21 protein-coding genes, 1 tRNA gene and 1 other RNA gene are annotated in these 26971 nt (G+C 39.9%); 17 read left to right on the top strand and 6 right to left on the bottom strand.

The features are described from left to right. The 3 genes from CD138_RS07425 to CD138_RS07415 form a co-directional block, all read left to right on the top strand. The coding region (locus tag CD138_RS07425; RefSeq protein WP_103265976.1) for a restriction endonuclease subunit S at positions 1 to 836 on the top strand (836 nt) is incomplete at its 5' end. A 954-nt stretch (positions 837 to 1790) separates the two neighbouring features. Further along, positions 1791 to 2822, top strand: coding sequence for a LysM peptidoglycan-binding domain-containing protein (locus CD138_RS07420; protein WP_019168979.1), 1032 nt, complete (start codon positions 1791 to 1793; stop codon positions 2820 to 2822). A gap of 199 nt (positions 2823 to 3021) precedes the next feature. After that, positions 3022 to 3660, top strand: coding sequence for a TetR/AcrR family transcriptional regulator (locus CD138_RS07415; RefSeq protein WP_019168978.1), 639 nt, complete (start codon positions 3022 to 3024; stop codon positions 3658 to 3660). An 87-nt stretch (positions 3661 to 3747) separates the two neighbouring features. Here CD138_RS07415 and CD138_RS07410 read toward each other — a convergent pair whose 3' ends face one another. Beyond that, complete coding sequence (locus CD138_RS07410) at positions 3748 to 4023, bottom strand: hypothetical protein (RefSeq protein WP_019168977.1); 276 nt, start codon at positions 4021 to 4023, stop codon at positions 3748 to 3750. 307 nt (positions 4024 to 4330) lie between these two features. Between CD138_RS07410 and isaB the strand changes: the two genes are divergently transcribed. Then, positions 4331 to 4846 carry an immunodominant staphylococcal antigen IsaB family protein gene (isaB, locus tag CD138_RS07405; protein WP_019168976.1) on the top strand — a complete coding sequence of 172 codons (516 nt, stop codon included), beginning with the start codon at positions 4331 to 4333 and terminating at the stop codon, positions 4844 to 4846. A gap of 216 nt (positions 4847 to 5062) precedes the next feature. Here the strand turns inward: isaB and CD138_RS07400 are convergent, their stop codons facing one another. Genes CD138_RS07400 through gltC form a run of 4 tightly spaced genes read right to left on the bottom strand, consistent with a single transcriptional unit; the run spans position 5063 to position 10143 of the window. Continuing rightward, positions 5063 to 7324, bottom strand: coding sequence for an ATP-binding cassette domain-containing protein (locus CD138_RS07400; RefSeq protein WP_019168975.1), 2262 nt, complete (start codon positions 7322 to 7324; stop codon positions 5063 to 5065). A gap of 48 nt (positions 7325 to 7372) precedes the next feature. Then, positions 7373 to 8146 (bottom strand): YibE/F family protein, encoded by a 774-nt coding sequence (locus CD138_RS07395; RefSeq protein ID WP_019168974.1) that lies wholly within the window; start codon positions 8144 to 8146, stop codon positions 7373 to 7375. Next, positions 8143 to 9252, bottom strand: a complete 1110-nt coding sequence (locus CD138_RS07390; RefSeq protein ID WP_019168973.1) for a YibE/F family protein — start codon at positions 9250 to 9252, stop codon at positions 8143 to 8145. The genes CD138_RS07395 and CD138_RS07390 overlap by 4 nt, the downstream gene beginning before the upstream one ends. A 12-nt stretch (positions 9253 to 9264) precedes the next feature. Beyond that, positions 9265 to 10143 (bottom strand): glutamate biosynthesis transcriptional regulator GltC, encoded by an 879-nt coding sequence (gene gltC, locus CD138_RS07385; RefSeq protein ID WP_019168972.1) that lies wholly within the window; start codon positions 10141 to 10143, stop codon positions 9265 to 9267. 122 nt (positions 10144 to 10265) lie between these two features. Between gltC and gltB the strand changes: the two genes are divergently transcribed. The 5 genes from gltB to CD138_RS07365 all read left to right on the top strand — a co-directional run bounded on the left by gltB (position 10266) and on the right by CD138_RS07365 (position 17459). After that, complete coding sequence (gene gltB, locus CD138_RS07380; protein WP_019168971.1) at positions 10266 to 14771, top strand: glutamate synthase large subunit; 4506 nt, start codon at positions 10266 to 10268, stop codon at positions 14769 to 14771. A gap of 12 nt (positions 14772 to 14783) precedes the next feature. Next, entirely contained in the window at positions 14784 to 16241 is a 1458-nt protein-coding gene (locus CD138_RS07375; RefSeq protein WP_019168970.1) for a glutamate synthase subunit beta, read from the top strand. A 66-nt stretch (positions 16242 to 16307) separates the two neighbouring features. Then, positions 16308 to 16400: transfer RNA gene (locus CD138_RS07370), tRNA-Ser, on the top strand. A 319-nt stretch (positions 16401 to 16719) separates the two neighbouring features. Continuing rightward, a complete protein-coding gene (locus CD138_RS14210; protein WP_019167591.1) occupies positions 16720 to 16881 on the top strand; it encodes a hypothetical protein in 162 nt (53 codons plus the stop codon). 362 nt (positions 16882 to 17243) lie between these two features. Then, complete coding sequence (locus tag CD138_RS07365; RefSeq protein WP_019167590.1) at positions 17244 to 17459, top strand: hypothetical protein; 216 nt, start codon at positions 17244 to 17246, stop codon at positions 17457 to 17459. On the opposite strand, the gene CD138_RS07360 is transcribed toward CD138_RS07365, so the two are convergent. After that, positions 17450 to 17980, bottom strand: a complete 531-nt coding sequence (locus CD138_RS07360; RefSeq protein ID WP_019167589.1) for a hypothetical protein — start codon at positions 17978 to 17980, stop codon at positions 17450 to 17452. The two genes, CD138_RS07365 and CD138_RS07360, sit on opposite strands and share 10 nt — an antisense overlap. A gap of 721 nt (positions 17981 to 18701) precedes the next feature. Here CD138_RS07360 and treP point away from each other — a divergent pair. The 8 genes from treP to recR all read left to right on the top strand — a co-directional run bounded on the left by treP (position 18702) and on the right by recR (position 26340). Then, positions 18702 to 20138, top strand: a complete 1437-nt coding sequence (gene treP / locus CD138_RS07350; protein ID WP_019167588.1) for a PTS system trehalose-specific EIIBC component — start codon at positions 18702 to 18704, stop codon at positions 20136 to 20138. A 47-nt stretch (positions 20139 to 20185) separates the two neighbouring features. Beyond that, positions 20186 to 21817 (top strand): alpha,alpha-phosphotrehalase, encoded by a 1632-nt coding sequence (gene treC, locus CD138_RS07345; protein ID WP_019167587.1) that lies wholly within the window; start codon positions 20186 to 20188, stop codon positions 21815 to 21817. Between the two features lie 22 nt (positions 21818 to 21839). Beyond that, positions 21840 to 22574, top strand: a complete 735-nt coding sequence (gene treR, locus CD138_RS07340) for a trehalose operon repressor (RefSeq protein ID WP_019167586.1) — start codon at positions 21840 to 21842, stop codon at positions 22572 to 22574. Positions 22575 to 22659: 85 nt separating this feature from the next. After that, positions 22660 to 22929: signal recognition particle sRNA large type (gene ffs, locus CD138_RS07335), an RNA gene on the top strand. 100 nt (positions 22930 to 23029) lie between these two features. After that, positions 23030 to 23563, top strand: a complete 534-nt coding sequence (locus CD138_RS07330; protein ID WP_019167585.1) for a GNAT family N-acetyltransferase — start codon at positions 23030 to 23032, stop codon at positions 23561 to 23563. 66 nt (positions 23564 to 23629) lie between these two features. Next, a complete protein-coding gene (gene dnaX / locus CD138_RS07325; RefSeq protein ID WP_019167584.1) occupies positions 23630 to 25330 on the top strand; it encodes a DNA polymerase III subunit gamma/tau in 1701 nt (566 codons plus the stop codon). Between the two features lie 91 nt (positions 25331 to 25421). After that, complete coding sequence (locus CD138_RS07320) at positions 25422 to 25742, top strand: YbaB/EbfC family nucleoid-associated protein (RefSeq protein WP_019166099.1); 321 nt, start codon at positions 25422 to 25424, stop codon at positions 25740 to 25742. A 1-nt stretch (position 25743) separates the two neighbouring features. After that, positions 25744 to 26340 (top strand): recombination mediator RecR, encoded by a 597-nt coding sequence (gene recR, locus CD138_RS07315; RefSeq protein ID WP_019166098.1) that lies wholly within the window; start codon positions 25744 to 25746, stop codon positions 26338 to 26340. Positions 26341 to 26971 lie beyond the last annotated feature (631 nt).

Here is a 26971-nt window from a genome sequence, read left to right as displayed (position 1 = left end):
AAAAATGGCACCGTGTTGCCGCAAGTAGTAGAAAAGATCCTAATATTACTAAAAAGGATATAGAAAATTTTAAAATCCCTAATACTAGTATTAAAGAACAAAATAAAATTAGTGACTTCTTCGTCAAACTCGACCGTCAAATTGAATTAGAAGAACAAAAATTAACATTGTTGGAAGAACAGAAAAAAGGCTATATGCAAAAGATTTTCTCACAAGAACTTCGATTTAAAGATGATAATGGAAATGATTATCCAGAGTGGACTATTTCGAAATTAGGAGATTTAGGAACTACTTTTTCTGGACTGTCGAGTAAAGATAAAGAAGATTTTGGACATGGTGATGCTAAATTTATAACATATATGAACGTTTTTAAAAACAACATAGCTAAACAGAAGCTCACAGAAAAAGTTAATGTGAAGAATAATGAAAAACAAAATTTAGTAGAGTATGGTGACGTATTATTTACTACTTCATCAGAGGTACCACACGAGGTTGGCATGAGCTCTGTGTGGTTGTATGAGGAAAACGTTTATTTGAATAGTTTTTGTTTCGGTTTTAGACTTAATGTAAACTACATTAACTCTGTATACCTTTCTAGGGTTTTAAGAAGTCAAAAAATGCGAAAAATGATTACGATTTTAGCTCAAGGCTCGACAAGATTTAATATTTCAAAAAAAGAGCTGATGAAGTTGAATATAGACATACCATCTATGGAAGAGCAACATAAAATTATCGATTTCATTTCTAATATGGATCAATTAATCGAAAAACAATTCCATAAAGTAGACTTGTTAAAACAACGCAAACAAGGTTTCTTACAAAAAATGTTTGTGTAAAGTCTTAGGTTCGTTTTTTGCTCATATTCGTTTTAATTCAGTGTGAAGAGTATGAAACTTAATGTATTAAATAAGAATCATATTAAAATGATATCATTTTAATAAATTGAAATATTTTTGAGCAAGCTCATAGTGATGACTTTCAATAAGAGGTGTAATGATTATGGTCAGAGTCATACATATCGTTAATGTTTTGAATGACTTATTTTTAATTATAGGTGGATGGATCTGTGTACGATTTACGCTGTCCTTGGTGATTCTTGATTTATTTTGAGGCAACGTCACTCGCTACTGGCATATTTTCAGGGCAGCATTTGATGTAAGATTGCCCAGAGGCTGAGACTCCCGAGGGATATCGTTAAAAACAAAATGTCGTCTTTTAACTTTGATAGTGGTTGCTGTTTATCGCAGTAGCTGTCTGACTTCTCAATACGCATGCTTTTGAGAAGTCTAGTCAGCCTTGCGGGGGCAGTACGACGAAATCTTTGTTATACATGAGATTTCTGTACTGCTCCCAAAATCCGCCAACGCTACATGTATGTCATCGTTCAATTAAGCGTTGGCTAGTTGAGACAAGTTCCCTGGGAACGCGAAGCCATCAGGGCAATCAAATCCCGCAAATCATAGGAGGATAAGTTAAATCCAATACTGCATCCATCGCATCAAGAACGATTGTGTCCCATCCCCAAACCTAATTGTCATGTATGCGTTTCCTGTTATAAACAATCATGAATGCACCTATATCACACAATGATGCAATGTTAGTAAGATGTTACGTTGCCTGTTATTTTGCTTTTCAAATAAATAGGGGCAAATATATGTCCCTTTTGAATACTGGCATAATGGTTTTTGTAATCATAATGTTATATAACAGACATATTTTTACATGATAATCCGTGTATAATATAAAACTGTATAAGAATACTATCTTCTATATTATAAGGAGGGAAACGAATGCGTAAAAAGTTCATAGCGGCATTATTAGGAACAACGGCTGCCGCAACAGCATTAACTGCTCATGCAGATGCTTCGACAACATATCGCGTTAAAGCTGGGGATTCACTTTGGTCTATCGCAACGAAACACAATATCACAATAGCGCAACTTAAACAATATAATGGATTAAATTCTAACTTAATCTTCCCAAATCAAGTGTTGAAGGTATCTGGAGGTAGCAGTACGACGCGTACAACTACACAACATTCAAGTCAAAGCAGTGCGTCATCAACTGTTTATACGGTACGTTACGGGGACTCTTTATCTAGCATTGCAGCTAAATATGGAACAACGTACCAAAACATTATGAAATGGAACGGCTTGAACAACTTCTTGATTTTACCAGGACAAAAATTAAATGTGAGTGGTCCATCATCAAGCGCTAGAACAAATCGTACAACAACGAGCAGTGCAGCGCCAAGAACAAGTTCAAGCAATACGAGTTACTACACTGTACAGCCTGGAGATTCATTGTCATTGATTGCATCTAAATATGGAACGACATATCGCCATATTATGGATTTGAACGGCTTAAACTCGTTTTTAATTTTTCCAGGTCAAAAGTTAAAGGTGAAAGGTACAGCAACGACGACAACGGCTACACCAACAACTTCACGTCCGTCGTCAACAGCGCCGAGTTACAAATCACCTACATTTAATCATCAAAACCTTTATGACTGGGGTCAATGTACTTGGTATGTCTTCAATAAGCGTCAAGCAATGGGACAACCGATTAGCACATATTGGTGGAATGCCAATGCGTGGGATGACAATGCCGCACGTGACGGTTATTTGATCGATCACCGACCAACAGTAGGGTCAATTTTACAGTCTGACTTAGGTTACTATGGTCACGTTTCTTATGTAGAACGTATTAATCCAGACGGAAGTATTTTAGTCTCAGAAATGAACTTTACTGCAGCACCTGGCGTGTTAACATACCGTACAATTCCAGCTTCTCGTGTAAGTTCATTCAAATATATTCATTAATCGATAAAAGCGTGAGTATGCAATGATTTGTGTCGCTCGCGTTTTTTATTTTTGCAACGACGGGTGTACTATAAAATTTAACGCTTTATTTGTTAGAATATCAAAAAGTTTGAACTTCATGTCATATACAATTAACACATTCGTAATCATGATTATTGATGCACGTCATTACGCGCTTAATCAAAGGTGTGTTAATATAATGAAAAGTGTATTAATGATGGGTGAAGGGGGGAGTGAGATGGATCGACGCATTCGTAAAACGACCAATGCGATTAAAGAGGCGCTCATTCAATTATTAAAAAATGAATCGTTAGACAAAATTACGATACAACAAATTGCAGATACGGCGGACGTCCACCGTGCGACGTTTTACCAACATTATTATGATAAATATGATTTGTTGGATCAAATTGAGTTTGAAGTTTTAGAAAAGATGCGGTTGAATTTTAAGGAGAAGGCGAATCAGCTCAAAACGTTAGATACTGTGGAAGAAGCTGCCATCGTATTTAAAGAAATCCCCAAAGCGATGTTAAACATGATTTCTGAAGACATTGAACGTTATCAAGTGCTTCTGAGTAGTGGTCGCAATCTTGAAATTGAGCAAAAAATAGGAGATATGATTGCATTGAATCTCAAAAGTTTATTGCCAAACCCCAATGAAATTGATGGGATTCCGTTTCGTTATTTTCATGCTTTCGTGTTAGGAAGTATGTGGTCATTAATGCGCACCTGGGTCATGGATGAGGCGCGTTTACCTATTGATGCGCAAGTCGAAAATATTTATAAACTCATGTATGAAGGCCCATGGCGAATGATTTATCAGGCATATCGCAAATAAAAAGGCGTCGAACAGAAATCGTCATATGACATTGGATTTCATGTTCACGCCTTTATTTGTTGTGCAAAAAAGTATAGGAATCTTGCTCTAGCCGCGTGTACGAATGGCTTGAATCTTTTGAATGCCACTCCATACTTGACGGCTTGCTGAGAAGAATGACCATGCTTTTGTAAATTTACTTTTAGCGCCGAGTGATAAATAGAAACTTAATACGACATCTACTAAGCCAAGCCCAACTGAAATATAGCTTAACTTACGACTTTTTGAACGATAAATATACGAATTATAAAAGTCTACAACTAATGTTGCACCCGTTAATGCAGTTGAAAGCACGCTTAATGATTTTTTAGATTTTTTAGCCATAATACTTCCCCCAATGAATAAAGTATGATGTCATTCATTATAACATTAGTGGTGAGTTAAAACGCAACATTTGCACATTGATTCAATGATTGTAGACATTGGATTAGGTACAACGTTGTAGAATAAGTTCAGACCAATGACCGAAACGCTTTTGGATGAAAATGTTAACTCAATTTGTTATCATTCAAGTGAAGAGCAATATGATATATAAGTTATTATAAAGTGGAAATTGAATTAGACGATTACAAATAACATCAATTCTATAGATTTAGAATCGTATCAAGAGAAAGAAAGAGGAGTGGTACACATGAACCAAGTCACAAAAATGGCAGTAGCGACAACTTTATCATTAGGCACATTATTAGGAGCAACAGCAGGCACGAACGCCATCCATGCAGATGCAAATGCTGCGACAGCGCAACAAACACCGTACTACACATATCATGGCTTATTTAACTTCAAAGACAACAAAGCTTTAGAGGACAAGAACTTTTACCGTGCATTACAACACGACAACTTTAAATATGAAGGTTTAAAAGTCGGTCAGTCTACATTCGCTGATGTTAAAAAGGCAGTAGGGAACGATGTGAAAAAATATTACGTCGAAAAAGATGTAACTTACTACGAGAAAAATGACGTCATTTTCGGTATCGATAACCAAGGCAAATTAGTTAATATGACATTATTGATTGAAAAAATTAATCATAGTGACAAATCTGTACGTGATCATGTGAAACAAGGCGAAATTTACGATACAAAAACAACACAAGTCGCATTTTATTATGGCAACTCAATTGTGATTAAAGCAAAAGACAGTCAATAAAACTAAGTGCGCGATGCGATAAGTAAAAGAAAACTCCGAGCTTTTTGTCAATGAATGACGAAAGCCTCGGAGTTTTTGTGTTGATGATGTCGTAGTTAATCGTGCTTTGAGTTATTCGATTTTACCTCAATCGTGCCTCGATAGACTTAGCGAGATGTTGTGCACTGGCAGGCGATTGTCATAAATCAAACGTTTTTACAACGCTATTGTTGCCATTTATTTCGACAAGCTACGAAAGAGATGAGGCGCGGTGCGTGATTCGGCAACGTCTTTCAGTCCTGCTGGTGGTCCGCTATAAAGGACGCGTCCCCCTTGATTCCCAGCGCCAGGTCCGACATCAATCAGCCAATCTGCTTGCGTCATCATTGTGATATTATGCTCGATTAAGATAACGGTATGGCCTTCTTCAATGAGTTGGTCAAAGCGTGCCTGTAATATCGGAATATCATCTTCATGTAAGCCTGTGGTCGGTTCATCGAAAATGAAGATTTTTTCTGACACAGGTTCAATCATATAGCGCGTCAGTTTTAAACGTTGAATTTCGCCGCCCGATAAGGTGTCGAGTGACTGGCCAAGTGTCATATAGCCGAGGCCGGTCGATTGTAGCGCTTTTAACGTTTGCGCGATGGCTTCATGTGTCTGAAAGAGTGACAAGCCTTCTTCCACTGTGAGTGCTAACACGTCCGCGATAGAATAACCGTCGACTTTCGCGTCCAACACTTCCGGACGATAACGGGTGCCGCCACACACTTCGCATACTTGTGAAAAATCTGGCATAAAGGCGAGTTCAGTTTTGAGCACGCCTTTTCCATTACAGTTTGGACAAGCCCCATCAGAGTTATAGCTGAACATACTCTTTTTCAGACCGGTTGCTTTACTGAAAAATTCACGAACATCATCGAAAATACCGGTATACGTTAATAAATTCGACCGATTGGAAGTGTGGACACCTTTTTGATCAATGAGTATCGCATCTTCGTGTTTCGCAAATCCGCCTTTAATTAAGGAACTTTTCCCTGAACCAGCGACACCTGTCACGACCGTTTGTGCATTTTTCGGAATCGCAACAGAGACGTCTTGTAAGTTGTTGTGATGTAGATGTTCTAAATGTAACCATGCTTGGTCGTCACGAATTGTCGACTTTTTCAGGTGATGTTGACGGGTGAGTGCACGAGCGGTATCAGTATCGGATTGTTTGAGTTGTTCGTAACTGCCTTCGAATGTAATCTGACCTCCGTGTTTACCCGCGCCAGGACCGATGTCAATCACGTGATCGGCAATTTTAATGACGTCCGGATCGTGTTCGACGATGATAACCGTGTTGCATTTGTCACGAATATTGAGCATGATTTCGTTAATTTTTTCAATATCTGCTGGATGCAAGCCGACACTTGGTTCGTCGATAATGTACACGAGATCGGTTAATGGACTATTCAAGTGACGAATGAGCTTAATCCGCTGTGACTCTCCGCCAGAAAGGGTCGTTGTTTCACGCGCGAGTGTTAAATAATTCAGCCCAATGTCATTCAATGATTGGAGTTGTGCTTTTAACGGTTCGATAATATATGTCGCTTTGTCGCTATCGATTTGTTCTAAAAAAGGGAGTGTTTCTTCAATCGTTAGAGCTGTGAAATCGGCAATGTTCAAGCCGTGAATTTTACAGCTGAGCACTTTTTGATTCAAGCGTTGTCCGTGACAGACCGGACACGTTTGCTTGGTGACCACACGCTCGACGTCTTTTAAAAAGCGTTTCTTCTCAAAGTTATCATTAATTAAAAATGAACGTCGGAAGCGGTGAATCAAACCTTCAAATTTAGTAGTTTTTGGCCAATTTGAAGGTGGATTTTTCAATCGTGTCGGCTCGGTATAAAGAAAAGTATTGAGCTCTTCTTCTGTATAGTCTTTGAGCTTTTTATCATTATCAAACAAACCTGAATAGCGATAACGTTTACCGCGCCAGCTATCTGGCTTGAAGGAAGGGAAACGAATGGCACCTTCATTGAGTGACTTGTCGAAATCAATCAGTTCATTTAAGTCGATATCTTCTACATAGCCGAGCCCTTGACAACGCTCGCACATGCCATTCGGGTTGTTGAATGAAAAGACATCTGAATAGCCGACGAAAGGTGTGCCAATCCGCGACCACAACAGTCGAACAGACGCATAAATATCAGAAATGGTGCCGACTGTTGAACGTGAGTTGCCACCGAGCCTTTTTTGATTGATGACCATCGCCACGGGTAGGTTTTCAATATGGTCCACGTCAGGCTTTTCATATTGGGTCAGTTGGTGCTGAATGTAGCTTGAATAAGTTTCATTTAAAAGACGTTCGGACTCTGCGGCAATCGTATTAAAGACGAGTGAAGACTTGCCGGATCCTGACCGTCCAGTGACGACCGTCAGCTGATGTTTCGGAATGGAGACATCTATATTTTTTAAGTTGTTTTGACGTGCACCATGAATATGAATCGCTGTCATAAAAATTCACCTCGTTCACATTGTACCCTTTTTCAAGCGGTGTGAAGCTCAGTCCAAGTGAAAAGGGAGTTGATGGCGATGCTTCACAAGCCAAGCCGTGATCATAGCCGTAATCGGAATACAGACTGCAATGGCAATCCCACCTAAAGCAATCGTAATAACTTCTTGTGCAAATAATTTGGCGTTGAGCATATGGCCGAAACTGTAATGCAAGTTGAAAAACCAAAAGACAATCGTCATTGAACCACCAATCAGTGCGAGATAAATCGTGTTCGCGGACGTCGCTAAAATTTCTCGACCAACGCGCATGCCTGATTGAAACAGTTCACGTTCGGTTAATGAAGGGTTCGTTTCATGTAATTCGAATACCGGTGAACTGATTGTAATGGCGAGATCAATCACTGCTGCAATGACGGCGAGCAATACAGTAAAAATCATAAACTGTTCCATATTAATACCAATATTTAATAAAAAGATATAGGTTGCATCTTGTTCTTCTTGGGTGAACCCTTGCAGATGCCCCCAATGAACCGACAGATAAACGGCGACAATCATTAATAGTGTCGTGACCATACTCGCGATAAATGCGGCTAATGTTTTTGTATTAAAACGATTCAGCAAAAACAAGTTAACCATGGAGACAATAATACAAAAAATGAACGTGACGACATAAATAGGTGCGCCAAAAACGATAGCCAGTACGGCAATAAACAAAATGATAAAGTTTAAAAATAGCGTTAAAAATGACACGAGTCCGGTTTTACCACCGAATATGAGCATCAGTATGAATAGAATGAAACCTAAAATGACAATCGCATTCATCGCACTTCACCTCCTCGAAAGCTGAACCATATACGCATGAGAAAAATCGTCAGTGGAATAGTTAAGACGATACCAATTCCGCCTGTAATTGCCCGGGAAATTTCTAATGACCAGTTCATGCTAATGCTGTAAGTGAGCGTGTTGCCGTTTTTTAAATAAAGCAACAACATCGGTAAACTGCCCGCAAGATATGAGAATAATAAAATGTTCGTCATCGTCCCCATAATGTCACGACCGATGTTACGACCTGCAAGCACCCATCGTTGCATTGAAATACGTGGTGAGCGCTGTAACACTTCATACATGCCACTTGAAATCGTAATCGCGACATCCATCACTGCGCCGAGTGTCCCGACCATGACGGAAGTGAGGAATACGGTTCTAGGCTGGATCGTGAGAAAGCTCATCGTTTCATATTTGATCCCTTGGCCACTCGTCAGACCAATGACGCTCCATGCGATAAAAATACAAATGAACGTTCCAAGTAAAGTACTCACAATGGTGACGATCGTACGCATCGACCAACCAATGACGAGCCAAAGTGTTAAAACAGTCGCAATCATGACTGAGATACTCATTAATATAAATAAATTCATTTGCGGATAGGCGTGATACAAACTGATTGCCGACAAAATGGCAAGTGCGTTCACGACGAGCGATAGAATGGATTGCAGTCCGATTCGTTGTCCAACAATGAGTAATGCGATAAAGAACGCGCTGATGACTGTAACGAGTACGGTATCGCGTTTTTTCTCAATAATATATGTATCTTTTTGATGGTTCCCTTTATGCAGTAGCACCTTATCTCCAGGTTGGTATGCTTGTTCTTCAGTTTTGGATGCGTTATATCGGTGTTCAACATGAAGGGTGTCGCCTTGTTGTTCCGTGTTTAATAATTTGATTTGTAACACGTCTTCATATTTCACATCTTGGTTATGTTGTTCATCTACTGACTTTTCTTGGTGATGACTTTCAATTTTCGTCACTTCACCAAGTGGTATATGATAGAACGAACTATTCAACCGTGTGAATGCAATCGCACAAATGGCGACGATCATACTTACTACGATGATGCTGATGTTTGCTTTTCTCGAAAGTTGCTTCATAAATCATTCTCCTTAATGATAAACCGAACGTTGTTGTATATGTGTCGTGATGATTTGAATGACTTCATCTCGTAATGGTTTTTGTAAATCGCGTCGATAAATGAGGTGTAACGTTTTTTTGAAATCTGTATGTGACAATGAAATTTTTTTCCATTGCTGATTTTGACTATATAAGTTGACGTACGTCGGTGCAAGTACGAAACCTTTTTGATTGCGTAAAATAAAGCGTGCAAATTGATCGTGATTTAACAGACGTATAGGTTTTTCGGCGTGCGTTATCAAATATGTTTTGAAGTCTGCAGGTATCGGCTCGAGCAAATATAGCGGTTGTTTCAGTATATGAGTTAATGGCGGATTCGGTACGTTGAGCATGGGCTCGTGTAGGTCGCCGTATAAGGCGTAGGTTTCTTCCAATAAGGGCACCACTTCAAATGCAGGGTCAGTGGTTGTGGCAGTTGTGAGTGCGAAGTCAACTTCTTGTGCTTGTAACGCCTGTAATGACTCTTGTTCATCTAATAATGTTGGAATGAGTGACAATGACAGTTCATTTTCGATTGTTTGTAATACTTGTGGCAAAATTTGACCGATTGACCCATCGATATAACCGATAGTGAACACGCTTTGTTGCTGTTCGACTTGAGTTTGAAACTGCGACAAAGTGAGATCCACTTGCTCGAGAATTTGTTGTGCATATTCAAGTAATTGTTTACCTTCTGCAGTTAAAAATACATTGCGACCCCGTCGATAAAATAATGATGTTTCGAGTTCGTTTTCTAAATTGTGAATATGACGGCTGATTGCAGATTGCGCAACATTCAATTCGAGTGCGGCTTCCGAAATATGTTCACGTTTTGCGACTTCGACAAAGTATTTGAGTTGTTTCAATTCCATAGCATTCCACCTCTTTGTATTTATATTATCTCAAAATTAGATGAATTTCATCTCAAGTATATATTGATGTGATAAATCGCTTTGCTATATAGTTGAAATATTACTAAAGGGAGGTGTCAGAAATGTCTAACAATTACTTAAATTCCAAAATCGGACTTTATGACAGTCGTGAAGAACATGATGCATGTGGTATTGGCTTTTATGCCAACATGAATAACGAACGTTCTCATGAGATTGTAGAGAAGTCTTTAGAAATGTTACGCCGTCTTGATCACCGTGGAGGGATTGGTGCAGACGGTATTACGGGGGATGGTGCAGGCATCATGACAGAAGTGCCTTATCAATATTTCTCGGAAGTCACTGATTTTGATTTGCCAGCTGAAGGTGACTATGCGGTAGGGATGTTATTTGCGAACGTCATGATTTCTGACACAAAACATGAAGCAGCAATCGCGTCCATATTTGAAGGAGAAGGATTGCGTGTGATCGGTTATCGTCAAGTACCTATTGACGTGACGTGTCTGGCACCACATGTAGCGGAAACGATGCCGGTCATTCAACAACTGTTCGTCGTGAATGACAGTGCTGCCGACTTTAAACGTGCATTATACCTTGCGCGTAAACAAATCGAGAAATATAGTGAAAGCGCAAAATTAGATTTATATTTCACGAGTTTATCGACACGTACCATTGTCTATAAAGGATGGTTACGTTCAGATCAAATTAAATCATTATATGTCGATTTACAACATCCATCATACATATCGAAATTTGGTTCGGTACATTCACGTTTTAGTACGAATACCTTTCCAAGTTGGGAGCGTGCACATCCAAACCGCTTGCTCATGCATAACGGTGAGATTAACACGATTCAAGGTAATGTCAATTGGATGCGTGCCCGTCAACGTCGCCTCATTGAAACAATTTTCGGTGAGGAGCAATATAAGGTGCATCAAGTATTGGATGAATCGGGGAGTGACTCGGCAATTGTGGACAATGCGTTGGAGTTTTTAAGTTTAGCGATGTCGCCTGAACAAGCGGCAATGTTACTCATTCCAGAACCATGGTTGTATAACGAAAGTAATGACCCGAAAGTACGTGCGTTCTATGAGTTTTATAGCTATTTAATGGAGCCGTGGGATGGACCGACAATGATTTCATTCTGTGATGGTGATAAGTTAGGGGCTTTAACCGATCGTAATGGCTTGAGACCAGGCCGTTATACGATTACGAAACAAAATGAAATCGTCTTTTCATCAGAAGTCGGTGTCGTGGATGTCGATGAGGCGGATGTTGTGTTTAAAGGGCAATTGAATCCAGGTAAGCTACTGCTCGTTGACTTCAATCAACATAAAGTCATCGAAAACCATGAATTAAAAACTGCAATTGCAGAGCAGCAACCGTATTTGGAATGGTTGGAAAGTTACCAACATAAGCTCGATTTGGAAGCGGTCCCTTATGAAGGAGGACCTGTCGCTACAAACCATGTACTTAAAATGCAGCAACGCTTTGGCTATACGAAAGAAGAGTTGGACAAATATTTAACAGAACTCGTGACGGGGGGTAAGGATCCTATTGGTGCAATGGGTTACGACGCGCCACTTGCCGTGCTCAGTGAACAGCCCGAGTCACTGTTTAATTATTTTAAACAGCTCTTTGCACAAGTCACGAACCCGCCGATTGACGCGTATCGTGAAAAAATTGTAACGAGTGAATTGAGTTATTTAGGTAAAGAGGGGAATTTACTTGCACCTGGACCAGATGTACTCAAGCGGGTGCAACTCAAACATCCTGTGTTGACAACCGCACAATTAGACGTCATCGGACAAGAAGGGTTTACGGTAGCCCAATTTTCAACAGGTTACACAGGTGAATTGAAAGAGGCGCTAGACGACTTAGGGGAAGCAGTTGTCAAAGCGGTCCGTCAAGGGGTAGAAATCGTCGTATTAAACGATAGTGACGTGACCGAAGCAAATGAATATGCTATGCCGATGTTATTAGCAGTGAGTCATATTCATCAATTATTAATTCGTGAAAATTTACGGATGCAAACAAGTATTGTCGCAAGTTCTGGTGAAACACGAGAAGTGCATCACCTCGCTTGTTTAGTTGGTTACGGTGCGAATGCAGTTATCCCGTACCTTGCCCAACAAACGATTGCACAATTGACAGAGCGCGGAAGATTAGACGGTGTAGTGGCCGAAAATGTCGCGCGTTACAACGCCATTTTATCAGAGGGTCTGATTAAAGTGATGGCGAAAATGGGTATTTCTACGGTTCAAAGTTATCAAGGGGCACAAATCTTTGAAGCGGTAGGGTTATCCGAATCGGTCATTGACGACTATTTTACGGGCACAACTTCTAAATTATCGGGTATCTCCATTGAAACATTAGACGCCGAAAACAAGGCGCGTCAGACCGTTAAAGGTGACACATTAGACCCAGGAAGTACATTCCAATGGCGTCAACAAGGTCAACATCATACATTCAATCCAACAACGATTCGGTTACTCCAGCATGCGTGTCGCGACAATGATTATGCACAATTTAAAGCATTCTCTAAAGTCGCAAATGACCAAACGAGCAGCCATATTCGAGATCTATTTACGTTCAAATCACAACAAGCCATCGATATTGCACAAGTCGAACCGGTTGAGGAAATTGTGAAACGCTTCAAAACTGGGGCGATGAGTTATGGTTCCATTTCACAAGAAGCGCACCAAACATTAGCGGAGGCAATGAATCAACTCGGTGGTAAAAGTAATAGCGGTGAAGGCGGAGAAGCATTGTCACGCTATGAACCGCAACCAGACGGACGTGATTTCAAAAGTGCGATTAAACAAGTCGCTTCAGGTCGTTTTGGTGTCACAAGTCATTATTTACAACATGCGAAAGAGATTCAAATCAAGGTGGCACAAGGTGCTAAACCAGGGGAAGGCGGTCAGTTGCCAGGTAGTAAAGTGTATCCGTGGATTGCGGAGGTACGTGGCTCTACTCCAGGAATCGGCTTGATTTCACCGCCGCCACATCACGACATTTACTCGATTGAAGATTTAGCACAATTGATTCATGACCTGAAAAATGTCAATCGTGATGCAGACATTACCGTGAAACTTGTATCTAAGTCAGGTGTCGGTACGATTGCGGCAGGGGTTGCGAAAGCATTTGCAGATAAAATCGTCATTAGTGGTTATGACGGTGGAACAGGTGCTTCGCCGAAAACGAGTATTCAGCATGCGGGATTACCGTGGGAGCTCGGTCTTGCAGAAACACATCAAACGCTCATGATGAATGATTTACGTTCACGTGTCCGTTTAGAAACAGATGGTAAATTGCTGACAGGTAAAGACGTCGCATATGCCTGTATTTTAGGTGCGGAAGAGTTTGGCTTTGCGACAGCACCGTTAGTCGTCTTAGGTTGTATTATGATGCGTGTCTGTCATAAAGATACGTGTCCGGTCGGTATCGCGACACAAAACGGCGACTTACGCAAACTTTATACAGGTAAAGCGCAACATGTGGTGAACTATATGCGTTTTGTGGCAGAGGAATTGCGTGAAATTATGGCTGAACTCGGTATACGTACGGTAGACGAACTTGTCGGACGTACAGATTTATTGAAACGTTCATCAGTTGCCTACCATCATCCGAAAGCGCGTGAAATGAAACTTGAAAATTTACTGTATCAACACGATGGACCGCGTACAAAAGAGATTGAACAGCGACACGGTTTAGAACATGGCTTTGACTTGACGACGCTCTTGCCAGCGACGCAAGATAGCATTCAAGCAGGTCGTCACTTTAATGGTCAGTTCGAAGTCGGCAATGAACAGCGTAACGTCGGTGTTATTACAGGCAGTGAAATTACACGCGCGCATGGTTTGAATGGCTTGCCAACGGATACAATTGTCGCTGAAACACACGGACACGCGGGTCAAAGTTTAGGTGCATGGATGCCACAAGGATTAACGCTTCATCATACCGGTGATGCGAATGACTATGTCGGCAAAGGTTTATCAGGCGGTAAAATTGTCGTCAATGCACCGAATGTCGCACGTGAAGACGAAATTATTGTTGGTAACGTTTGTTTCTACGGCGCGATGAAAGGTGAAGCATATATCAATGGACGTGCGGGCGAACGTTTCTGTATCCGTAATAGCGGCGTCCACGTTGTCGTTGAAGGTGTAGGCGATCATGGCCTTGAATATATGACAGGGGGTCGCGTGGTCATATTAGGTGACGTCGGCAAAAACTTTGGCCAAGGGATGAGTGGTGGCGTATGTTATGCGTTCCCTTCAGATGTCGCACAATTTAAAGCGCGTAATCAACTTGCAACATTAGACTTTGATGTTGTCGAGGATGAAGCGGAAAAAGCAATGTTAAAAGGTATGTTAGAACGTCATCTTGCTTATACAGAAAGTCAAAAGGCAGCAGCGATTTTAGCCGATTTTGAAGCAAAGTTACAGCAATGTGTCAAAGTGATTCCGAAAGATTATAAGCAAATGGTTCAAAAAATTCATTATCATCAGCAACAACGCACATCACAAGACGAAGCGTTATTAGCCGCATTTAATGATGAGCAAAATATAGATGAAGTGGCACAAGCGGAACCGATTGCTGTGTACTAAAGGAGGCGCACTATGGGTGAATTTAAAGGTTTTATGAAATATGATAAGCAAAAGCTCGCAGAAATGCCTCTAGAAACACGCATTCATCACTATGAGGCATATCAATCGCGATTCTCACAAGAAGATGCACAACAACAAGGGGCGCGGTGCATGGATTGTGGGACGCCATTTTGCCAAGTCGGTGAAATGGTTGAACGCGAAACGGTGGGCTGTCCGCTCGGTAACTATATCCCTGAATGGAATGATTTAGTGTATCGCGGTGACTTTAAGACGGCATATGAACGCTTAGCAGAGACGAATAATTTTCCGGACTTTACGGGATATGTTTGTCCTGCACCGTGTGAAGCGTCATGTGTCATGAAAATTAATCGCGAATCTGTAGCCATTAAGGGAATTGAAAGAACGATTATTGACGAAGCGTTTGAACAAGGATGGGTGAAGCCGAAAACACCTTCAGTTCGTCGCGATGAAAAAGTAGCGATTATTGGAAGTGGCCCTGCTGGATTAGCGGCGGCAGAAGAATTGAATGCATTGGGATATCAAGTGGTCGTATACGAGAAAAATGAGAAACCAGGTGGCTTGCTCACATATGGTATTCCAAATATGAAACTCGATAAAGAAGTCGTATTTCGTCGCGTTCGTTTACTAGAGGACGCAGGCATTACGTTTCAGTGTAATGTAGAAATCGGTAAAGATGTGAGTAAAAGTGAACTGGATGAGACGTATGATGCTGTGGTCGTTTGTACAGGTGCAGAAAAGCCGCGCGACTTGCCGTTAGAAGGGCGTATGGGTCGCGGTATTCATTTTGCGATGGACTATCTGACTGAACAAACGCAATTGTTATTGAATGAAACGGATACGCAAACAATCTCGGCACAAGGTAAAAAAGTTGTCGTTATCGGTGATGGTGATACAGGCGCTGACTGTGTCGCGACAGCATTGCGTGATGGTTGTGAATCAATTATTCAATTCAACCGTAAAGCGCGTAAACCAGAAAGCTTTGAATTTAACTATAGCTGGCCACTTGCACAACCTGTGTTGAAAAAAGACTATGCACACCAAGAATATGAAGCGAAATATGGTCAAGAACCCCGTGCGTACGGTATTCAAACGATGCGCTTCGATGTCGATGAGTTAGGAGATGTCCGTGGTATTTATGCGCAAGTCCAACGTGATCATGCTGACGGTACGATTGTAGGGGATGATCGAGAAATTTTTATTCCGGCTGATCTGGTCTTGCTTGCGATTGGGTTTGAAGGTGTAAACGCACCATTAGCACACGCATTGCAGCTAAAAGTAGAACGCCAAAAAATTGTGGCAGACACAAAAGATTATCGTACCAATCAGTCAAAATATTTTGTAGCAGGAGATGCGCGACGCGGGCAAAGTCTTGTAGTTTGGGCTATTAAAGAAGGCCGTGAAGTCGCGCAATCCGTACATCGCTACATCGCGGATAAAGTTTTTATATAAATTTTGTAAAATTCTTGTTGACAATGTGAACGAGCTGTAATATTATATGTTATGTGCTCGTCACACGGAGGAATACCCAAGTCTGGCTGAAGGGATCGGTCTTGAAAACCGACAGGGGCTTAACGGCTCGCGGGGGTTCGAATCCCTCTTCCTCCGCCATTATAAGTAAAATCCAAGACTAATAGATATAAAAGCCAAACATTCAAGCGGTTGAATGCTTGGCTTTTTTTTGCGCTTTTTTAAAAGTGGTGACTAAGAAAAAATCTATTTAATTTTACTCATGGTGACAGCGCTTGTTTTTTCATCTCTCCTCGAATCACAGGTAATGATTATATTGGGATAAAGATTAAAACAGCTTACAAACGCTTAAAACGTGTTTATAAGGCAATTTACGTATAACTGTCGCGTTAAAGCGTTAAATTACTTCGAGGTATGTTATATTGATACTGCACTTCCGTGCGAAAAGGAGGTGTTTGTGATGATTCTAACAGTAATATCATTTGTTGCTATATTTGCTTTGTCTCTACTTGCTGGCGTGGTTGCTAATCATATCAGTAAGTGTTTAGACAAGTCAGATGAGTATGCAAAACCCCCACGTAGCTTGCCGGCTGTGGGGGTTTTTTGTGATGATTCACAGTAATTCATTTGTTACTTAAAGTATAAGTGCTTTTTTACAATTTGTAAAATTCCCGATTTAGCAGATTATACATTTGGTTGACGCTTTTATGCCGAGAAAATCCATTGATGTTGAGAGACACCCTTAACTAAACTTGTAGACAAATGTCGGCATAGCGTGAGTTATTAAGCCGACCATTCGACAAGTTTTGGGATTGTTAAGGGTTCCGAGGCTCAACGTCAATAAAGCAATTGGAATAAAAGAAAATGTTTAAGCGAATTTTTTCTTTGTTGATTTTAAGCTTTTGGTATTCTTGATTCCTTGATTTTATGTTATATTTTTTATATTAATAAATGTATTAAATTCGTATAAATCTGGAGGGTATTATGATTAAATTTTTACTGATTTTAGTAGTAACAATTGCAGTTTATCTTTTTTGTAAATACATATATGTTTATGTTTCTAAAAAATTAAAAGAAAGCAGCATAACAAAAAACAACTATGTGGTCAAAAACATTTTGCTTTCTTCTAATCATGAAGGTGTTGATGTTTTTGATATTATAGTTGTTCTTGTTATAACTTTTTCTATTTTTTATAGGTGACCATTAGCTTCACACCATGATTTGATGTGCTTATTTTTTTCAGCGAATTTTTTACATGCACTTTTTACTCCGTATCTATACATATCTTGGGCAAAAGCTGTGGCTATAGCTCCAGCACCTATAGCTCCTAACCAACCTAGCAATTCCCATATACCCATGGCTACTATTGGAATTGCTGGCGCGAAATATGGAGTAACATCTTGTTGGTTTTTATTTTGAGGAGATCCATATTTTTTGTTTAGTCCAGCTAATACTTTTTTATCTATAGATTGAAATGTTTTATCTATGTTTTTAATTTCTGACTCAGAATATATTTTTAATGCTGATTTTTTATCGATTTTATATGTGCCATCTGTATTTATTTTCAAACTTTTTTCGGCGAATTGTTTAGCTTTTTCAATTTCTTTTTTAGTGGGTGCTTCTAATTCTTTAGCGTTGATTGGTGCAGACATTAAAAAAGAAAATACTAGAACAAAACTAAGCACACTTATGATGAATTTAGATAATTTTTTTACTTTCATTTTTAATTCCTCCAATTTGCTTTTTTTATTCCTTTATTATTTTAATACAACTCTAGGTGTTTTTAACCCCATTATTTTCTTTTTTTAGTTCTGTAAGGAACAATAAAAACATGAGGATTTTAATTTTCATGTAAAAGGGCAGTGTTTAAAAAATAAGCCACTGCTTTTGCTAAAAATCGATGTCTGGATTATCTGCAAAATAAAAATCATAAAGTTTAAGAAATTCATAGTCAGTATCTGGGATATTATGGTTTTTCATAAGTTTAATTACTTCTTGAATTCGTTGGTCATTAGGGATATTACATAACTCAAAAATTTCTTTTGATGTTTTATCAAGTATAGAAAAGTGAAGATAAAGTTTAATTTCATAAAAACATCTCTTATTTGGCCCAAATTTGCGTTTTAAGAACCAAAAATGATGATACAGGTATAAAAAACCATATATTTTAAGAGTTTGTTTTAAATACCCCTTTAAAAAGAAGTATTCGTGTTTTAACGAGAAGGCTAGGAATGGATTTTCCTGGTCTTTTTATTTTCGAAAGGGTTAAAACAAATTGCTTCTTCATCTTGCTAACGTTGGCAAGCGAAAGCCCAATGGTGATCTTGAGCAAGTGTTACATAAAGTACAATAAAAAAGAAAATAAAAATGTAATCCTTTACAAAACTTGTCTGTACAAGTTATAATTTGTCTATACAAGTTTTTAAATAAGGAGTGACAGTGATGGCAGTGAAAAAGAAAGATGTTCGTGACATAATCGAAGCAATTGGTGGAGAGGAAAACCTTCAGTCTGCAACACATTGTGTGACGCGTTTGCGATTAGTATTAAAAGATGATAGTCAAGTAGATAAAGAGAAGTTGAGCGAGAATCCACTTGTTAAAGGACAATTCAAAGCGGACCAGCAGTATCAAATTGTGATTGGTCCGGGAACAGTAGACGAAGCATACAAAGTGTTGATGGAAGAAACGAATACGCAAGCTGTATCGAAAGAGGAAGCGAAAGCACAGGCAGCGAAAAAGGGAAACCCGTTACAACGCTTGATTAAGTTGCTCGGTGACATCTTTATTCCAATTTTACCTGCTATCGTAACGGCTGGTTTGTTATTAGGGATTAACAATGTGTTGACGATGAAAGGTTTAGGTAACGCACCGTCCATCATTGAAAGATTTCCGCAAGTTGCTGATTTCGCCAATATTATTAATGTCATTGCGACGACGGCATTTATCTTCTTGCCAGCATTAGTCGGATGGAGTGCCATGCGTGTGTTTGGTGGCAATCCAGTATTAGGGATTGTGCTCGGGCTCGTATTGATGCACCCACAATTATTATCGCAATATGACATTGGTAAAGTAGATGAAATTCCAGCTTGGCACATTTTTGGTTTAACGATCGAACAATTGAACTATCAAGGCCAAGTGCTACCTGTCCTCCTTGCTGCGTATGTATTAGCGCAAATTGAAAAAGGGTTAAACAAGGTTGTCCATGATTCGATTAAACTGCTTGTAGTTGGCCCAGTTGCATTGTTAGTGACAGGATTTTTAGCCTTTTTATTCATTGGCCCAGTCGCATTATGGATTGGTACAGGAATTACATCAGCGGTTCAATTTTTATTTAGTAATGCGGGCTGGTTTGGCGGTGCAGTGTATGGCTTATTGTATGCACCACTCGTGATTACAGGTTTGCATCATATGTTTTTAGCGGTCGATTTCCAACTGATTGGAAGTGAGCTTGGTGGTACGTACTTATGGCCGATTTTAGCACTATCTAACATAGCACAAGGTTCAGCTGCATTTGGCGCATGGTTCGTTTATAAACGTCGTAAAATGAACAAAGAACAAGGTTTGGCGATGACATCTGGTATTTCAGGCTTTTTAGGTGTAACAGAACCGGCAATGTTTGGTGTCAACTTGCCATTGAAATACCCATTCTTCGCAGCCATTTTAACGACGATGGTCACTGGTGCGATTGTCGGTGGCTCAGGCGTATTAGGTTCAGTCGGTGTCGGTGGTTTACCTGCGATCATTTCTATTAAATCGCAATTCTGGGGTGTTTTCGGTATTGCGACGTTCATTTCGGCGGTCGTACCGGCAGTGTTAACGATCATTTTCTCGAAATTCAGTCGTGAAAAAACGAAAAAAATGGTCAAAGAAGAACAGTAATTTTTAACATGTCACACAAGTATAAAGAAAAATAAGGTGGGTTTTACATGGTAAGGCAAGATTGGAAAAAATCAGTCGTGTATCAAATTTATCCGAAGTCTTTTAATGATACGACAGGTAATGGGGAAGGCGATTTAAAAGGGATTATTGAAAAGCTAGATTATTTACAATTTTTAGGGGTCGATTATGTATGGCTCACGCCGATTTATGATTCACCTATGAATGATAATGGATATGATATTCGTGATTATTTCAAGGTCAATGCGCAATTTGGGAATAAAGAAGACTTGCGCACGTTGATTGACGAAGCGCATGCACGTGGGTTGAAAATCATGCTCGATATCGTCATCAATCATACATCAACAGAGCATGAATGGTTTCAACAAGCGCGACAGTCAAAAGATAACCCATACCGAGATTATTATTTCTTTAGACGCTCAGAGGATGGGCCGCCGACGAATTGGCTGTCGAAGTTTGGGGGCAATGCGTGGCAGTATGATGAAGCGACGGATGAATATTATTTGCATTTATTTGATGTGACCCAAGCGGATTTGAATTGGGATAACCCTGAAGTGAGACAGGCATTGTATGATGTGATTAACTATTGGATTGATTTTGGTGTCGATGGCTTTCGTTTTGACGTCATTAATTTGATTTCTAAAGATACGTTTGAAGACTCAGACGAGATTGGCAAAGAGTATTATACGGACGGTCCGCGTGTACATGACTATATCCACGAAATGAATCGTCATACGTTTGGCGAGCGCGAGATGATGACGGTTGGCGAAATGTCATCTACGTCCATTGAACATTGTATTCAATATACGAATCCAACGCGCCAAGAGTTGAATAGTGTGTTTAACTTTCATCATTTAAAAGTTGACTATCGTGATGGGCAAAAGTGGACGAACGAAAAATTTGATTTGCTGGAATTAAAACGAATTTTGATGGATTGGCAAACGAAAATGTATGAAGGTGGCGGTTGGAATGCGATCTTTTGGTGTAACCATGACCAGCCACGTGTCGTCTCAAGATTTGGGAGTGATGTGAATGAAGAATTGCGTCAACAAAGTGCTAAAACATTGGCGATCGTTCTTCATTTACTCCAAGGGACGCCGTATATTTATCAAGGTGAAGAAATCGGTATGACAGATCCGCATTTTCAGTCGATTCAACAATATCGTGATGTGGAGTCGTTGAATGCGTATCGTGAAATGCGTGAAGCAGGGATGGACGAAGCAGAAATTTTGACGATTCTCGGGCAAAAATCACGGGATAATTCACGAACGCCGATGCAATGGAATGATGAAGCGCATGCCGGCTTTACGACGGGCACACCGTGGATAGAGGTTGCGGATAATTACAATACGGTGAATGTTGAAGCGGCGATGGCAGACCCGGAATCCATTTTATACACGTACAAAAAGCTAATTCAGTTGCGTCACGAACACGATATTGTGACGTACGGAGAAGTGGTGCCACGTTATCTCGATCATCCGCAACTCTTTGTGTATGAACGACGCTATCAAGGAAATACTTGGTTGATTATCGCGAATATGTCTTCAGAAAAAGTGACATTGCCGGAAGATTTGGATCATTCTGGTTCGGTCGTCCTTCAAAATGGTATAATTGAAGGAAATGAACTCGACGCGTATGCAACAATCGTTGTAGCGAGATAATGAAAAGTGAGAGGCAAGTCGGATGAAAAATCAAAATAAATTTCAATATATTTATGAACGGTTACGTATAGCGATTTTGAATGGTGAATATGAATACGGTGAGCAATTGCTTTCTGAACATCAGTTGGTGAAAAAATACAACGTGTCACGTGAAACAGTGCGCAAAAGTTTGAACATGCTCGTCCTTGATGGCATGATTCAAAAAATTCGCGGTAAAGGTTCAGTCGTCATTTATCAAGGGATGACAGAGTTTCCGTTTGCCGATTTGAAAAGTTTTAAAGAGGTTCAAACACAACTCGGTCTTCATTATGAAACAGTCGTTGTCCATTTTGAAAAGGTAAAAGCGGCGGAAGTACCCCAAGTCAAAAAGGTGTTGGAACTGACAGCTGAAGATGAATTATGGCATTTCATTCGCTATCGTCAAATTGAAGGAATCACGAAAATTGTCGATGAAGATTATGTGCGTGCCGATTTGTTTCCGGAGTTATCTGAAGCGGTTGTCCAAAACTCTTTATACGATTATATTGAAAAAGTAAAAGGCTATGAGATTAGTTTTTCGAGCAAATCGATTACATTCGAACCATTTGAGGAATTAGAGCGAGCAGCATTTGGTGATGTGACACCGCAATATTCGGCAACTGTACGTGGCATTGTTCATTTGAAAGATACGACAAAATTTCAGTATAATGTATCTAAACATATTGCCACTGAATTTAAGTTCATTGATTTTTCAAGACGACATGCACATTTATCGTAATGGGTGAAACAATACATGATTTTCATTGCTTGCAATTTTGATTATGCTTGCAATTCTAATCTGAAGTATAGTATTATTAGATGTACCGTGCTAAGCGGGGAGGTAGCGGTTCCCTTAACTCGAAATCCGCTTTACGCGAGGCCGAATTCCTTTGTGAAGGGTGTGTATTTGTGAAGTCTGCCCAGAGCACGAGGTGTTTGAAGATTTCGGTCCTATGCAATATGAACCCATGAACCATGTCAGGTCCTGACGGAAGCAGCATTAAGTGGATCCTCGTATGTGCCGTAGGGTAGCCGAGATTTAGCTGTCGACTCTGGTAACGTTTGTGATGCACATTCGACACAGAGGTGCACGGTTTTAATATTAAATGTCATGTATGATGAAATAGATACAAGAGTGGCTGTTAAGGGTCGCTCTTTTTTTATACTTTATTTTAACGCAAAGGAGTTGAAGCCATGTCTATCTTTTTAAGTACACCGACAGAAAATGATTATGAAGCGACATATGACATGATTGCCACAGCATTTGAAGATGTTCCTGAGTCTGACCATCAAGAACATCACCTCGTCAAACGGCTTCGCTTGTCACCGAATTATCGTTATGAATTAGAAGTCGTTGCAAAAACGAATGAAGGCGACATTATCGGTCACGGCATGTGTTCTGAAGTGACGATTCAAAATGAAGAGACAACATACACTGCACTTGCATTAGCGCCATTAGCTGTCGTGGCTGAATATCGCAATAAAGGCATTGGCAAAGCGCTCGTTCATGCTTTGGAGGAGCGTGCGTTTGCTGAGAACTATACCGCGATTGTCGTGTTAGGACATGCGGCATACTACGAAAAACTAGGCTATGAAGAAGCAGCAGCACACGACATTATCGCGCCATTTGATGTGCCGTCTGAAGTGTATCGGGTCAAATTTTTGAGGGATACACTTGAGGACCCGCCTAACGGTAAAGTCATCTATCCAGAAGCGTTTTTTGAATAGAGTGTCGCCATACAAATCAGTCGTAACGTGCTATAATGAAACCATTGTTAATTCGGAGGTGCCAAATTGGATTACCAAGCATTATATCGTATGTTTCGCCCTCAAAGTTTTGAAGATGTTGTAGGGCAGGAACATGTGACCAAAACACTTAAAAATGCTATTGCTAAAGGTAAACAGTCGCATGCTTATATTTTTAGTGGACCACGTGGTACTGGGAAAACGAGTATCGCTAAAATATTTGCCAAAGCGATTAACTGTGAAGTACGCGATGACGGCGAACCGTGTAATGAATGTGCGAGTTGTAAAGGCATCACACAAGGATACAATTCTGATGTGATTGAAATTGACGCAGCGAGTAATAATGGTGTCGACGAAATTCGTAATATTCGGGACAAGGTGAAATATGCCCCGAGTGAATCGAAATATAAAGTGTACATTATTGACGAGGTACATATGTTGACGACAGGGGCGTTCAATGCGCTATTGAAAACGTTGGAAGAGCCGCCTGCACACGCCATTTTTATTCTTGCGACGACTGAACCACATAAAATACCGCCGACGATTATTTCGCGTGCACAACGCTTTGACTTCAAGGCGATTAATGCCAACCGAATCGTGGAACGTTTGAGCTACGTCGCGCACCAACAACAAATTGAGTTTGATGAGGCTGCTTTGACATTTATCGCTAAAGTGTCTGAAGGTGGGATGCGTGATGCGCTCAGTATTATGGACCAAGCGATTGCATTTGGTGATGAACGTTTGACCTTAAAGGATGCTTTAGATGTGACGGGAAGTTTGGATGAGTCTGACCTCAACGCCCTTTTCCAAGATGTTGTTCAAGGCCGCGTGCATGATGCCTTTGAACGCTATCATCAATTTGTCAGTGAAGGCAAAGAAGTGAATCGTCTCATTAATGACATGATATATTTTGTGAGAGATACCATCATGGCGAAAACGACGCAATTAGAAACAGCATATGATGCGCTCATGTCATTCGATTTAGAGGTTCTATATAAGATGATCGATGTCATTAACGATACACTTGTTTCTATCCGATTTAGTGTGAACCAAAACGTACATTTAGAAGTCTTGCTCGTGAAGTTGTCTGAAATGATAAAAGAAGTGGACCGTACAGGGGAAGTTGTCGTTAATCATGCACCAACTGAACAACAAGATGCCATGATGAGAAGAATGGAAGCATTGGAGTCTGAACTGCAAACATTGAAATCTCAAGGTATCTCAACATCTTCTGCGCCTCCAAAACCACAGGCGCCAACAAAACGTCGTGGAAGCGGTTCGACATATTCTGTTGAACAAATTGCGAAAGTGTTAGATAAAGCGAATAAAGAAGATATTGCGCTCATTAAAGAACGTTGGGCGGATGTGATTCAGTATGCGAAAGATCGCAATCAAAAATCACTCGTCAGCCTTCTTCAAAATTCTGAACCTGTCGCAGCGAGTGAAGATAAAGTGTTAATCAAATTTGATGAAGAAATTCATTGCGAAATTTTGAAAAAAGATGAAGAGAAAAAGCAAAGTATTGAAAACGTCGTGAAAGATATGATTAACAAAACGGTTGAAGTCGTTGGCGTCCCTGCTGATAAATGGATGCAGGTACGCAGTGATTATATCTCTAATCGTAAGCGCAGTACGCAAAACAATGCATCAGAAGCGGAAAAACCGGCCGAACAACAGAATGATGTCGTACAAACTGCGAAAGATTTGTTCGGTGAAGAGATGGTGCATCTCATGGATGAAGAAACATGACAAGCGATTGAAAGGTATGTATAATTGAAATCGAATCTAAGAGAGTTACGCTCTTATCAAAATAGAGTTGAAAATTAAGGAGGATTTATTTATGCGCGGTGGCGGAAATATGCAACAAATGATGAAACAAATGCAAAAAATGCAAAAGAAAATGGCAGAAGAGCAAGAAAAATTAAAAGAAGAACACGTTGAAGGAACAGCTGGCGGTGGCATGGTCAAAGTCGTTGTTTCTGGACATAAAGAAGTGGTCGATGTCATCATTAACGAAGAAGTTGTTGACCCAGAAGACGTAGAAATGTTACAAGACCTTGTATTAGCAGCAACAAACGAAGCGATGAACAAAGCAGATGAGTTAACTGCAGAGCGTTTAGGTAAACATACTAAAGGTCTTAACATCCCAGGAATGATGTAAGATGCATTATCCTCAACCGATATCGAAACTGATTGATAGTTTCATGAAATTGCCAGGCATTGGTCCTAAGACGGCTCAACGTCTGGCATTTCACGTACTAGATATGAAAGAAGATGACGTCGTACAATTCGCTAAAGCACTCGTGGATGTCAAACGAGAACTTACCTATTGTAGTGTGTGTGGGCATATTACAGAACAAGACCCATGCTATATTTGTGAAGATAAACAGCGCGATCGTTCAATGATTTGTGTCGTTGAAGATGATAAAGATGTGATTGCGATGGAAAAAATGAAAGAGTATAAAGGGTTGTATCATGTGTTGCATGGGACGATTTCGCCTATGGATGGCATTGGACCTGAAGATATTAATATTCCAAGTTTAGTAGAACGCTTGAAAGATGAAGGAGTTCAAGAGCTCATTTTAGCGATGAATCCGAATTTAGAAGGTGAATCTACAGCAATGTACATTTCACGCCTGGTTAAGCCATTAGGTATTCGTGTCACGAGACTTGCACAAGGCTTGTCAGTAGGTGGCGATTTGGAATATGCTGATGAAGTGACATTGTCGAGAGCCATTTCTGGACGCACGGAAATGTAATGGTTTCTCTTATATGAAGAAAAGGGGCTGGGATATCATGTTTTCCCAGTCCTTATTCTTTTTATGGACATATATCGATGAATGATGATAAGACAGCCAAATATGATGATGTCCCAGCACTTTCCTTTTTTATTGTTAAGAATTTGAGCGAAGATAGCATGAAAAATGAGAGATAAAATGTTTGTTGGTGGATACGATTGGATTTTCGTAGACGATGATTAAGGTGAACTCAGGAATACGGGATGATTGAACAACATCTTTTTCAATTAATCCTAAAAATAAAAACAACAATGTGCGCTTTATATAACAAAGTGATTGAAATGGTGTAATTTTTATGATTGTTAAACTGTTTAAAAGGCTGTATAGTTATATCTTGTTGAGCGACACAATAGTTGCTAAAACAAAGACGAAAAATTAATTGAAAAAAGTTGTTGACTTTATCAAACGACTTATGTATAATTAATTCTTGTCGAGTCAAAAAAAGAAATGACATGAACATTGAAAACTGAATGACAATATGTCAACGTTAATTCCGATAATTTGAGTACTTCAAAAGTACTTTCAAGAGTGATTGACTTAAACAATCAATGAGCTATATCAAGCTTACTTCTTTTATGGAGAGTTTGATCCT

The organism is Staphylococcus intermedius NCTC 11048 (assembly GCF_002902385.1).
Taxonomy (GTDB): domain Bacteria; phylum Bacillota; class Bacilli; order Staphylococcales; family Staphylococcaceae; genus Staphylococcus; species Staphylococcus intermedius.
Note: the sequence above shows the minus strand (reverse complement) of the source record. Positions and strands in the feature narration are given on the sequence as shown.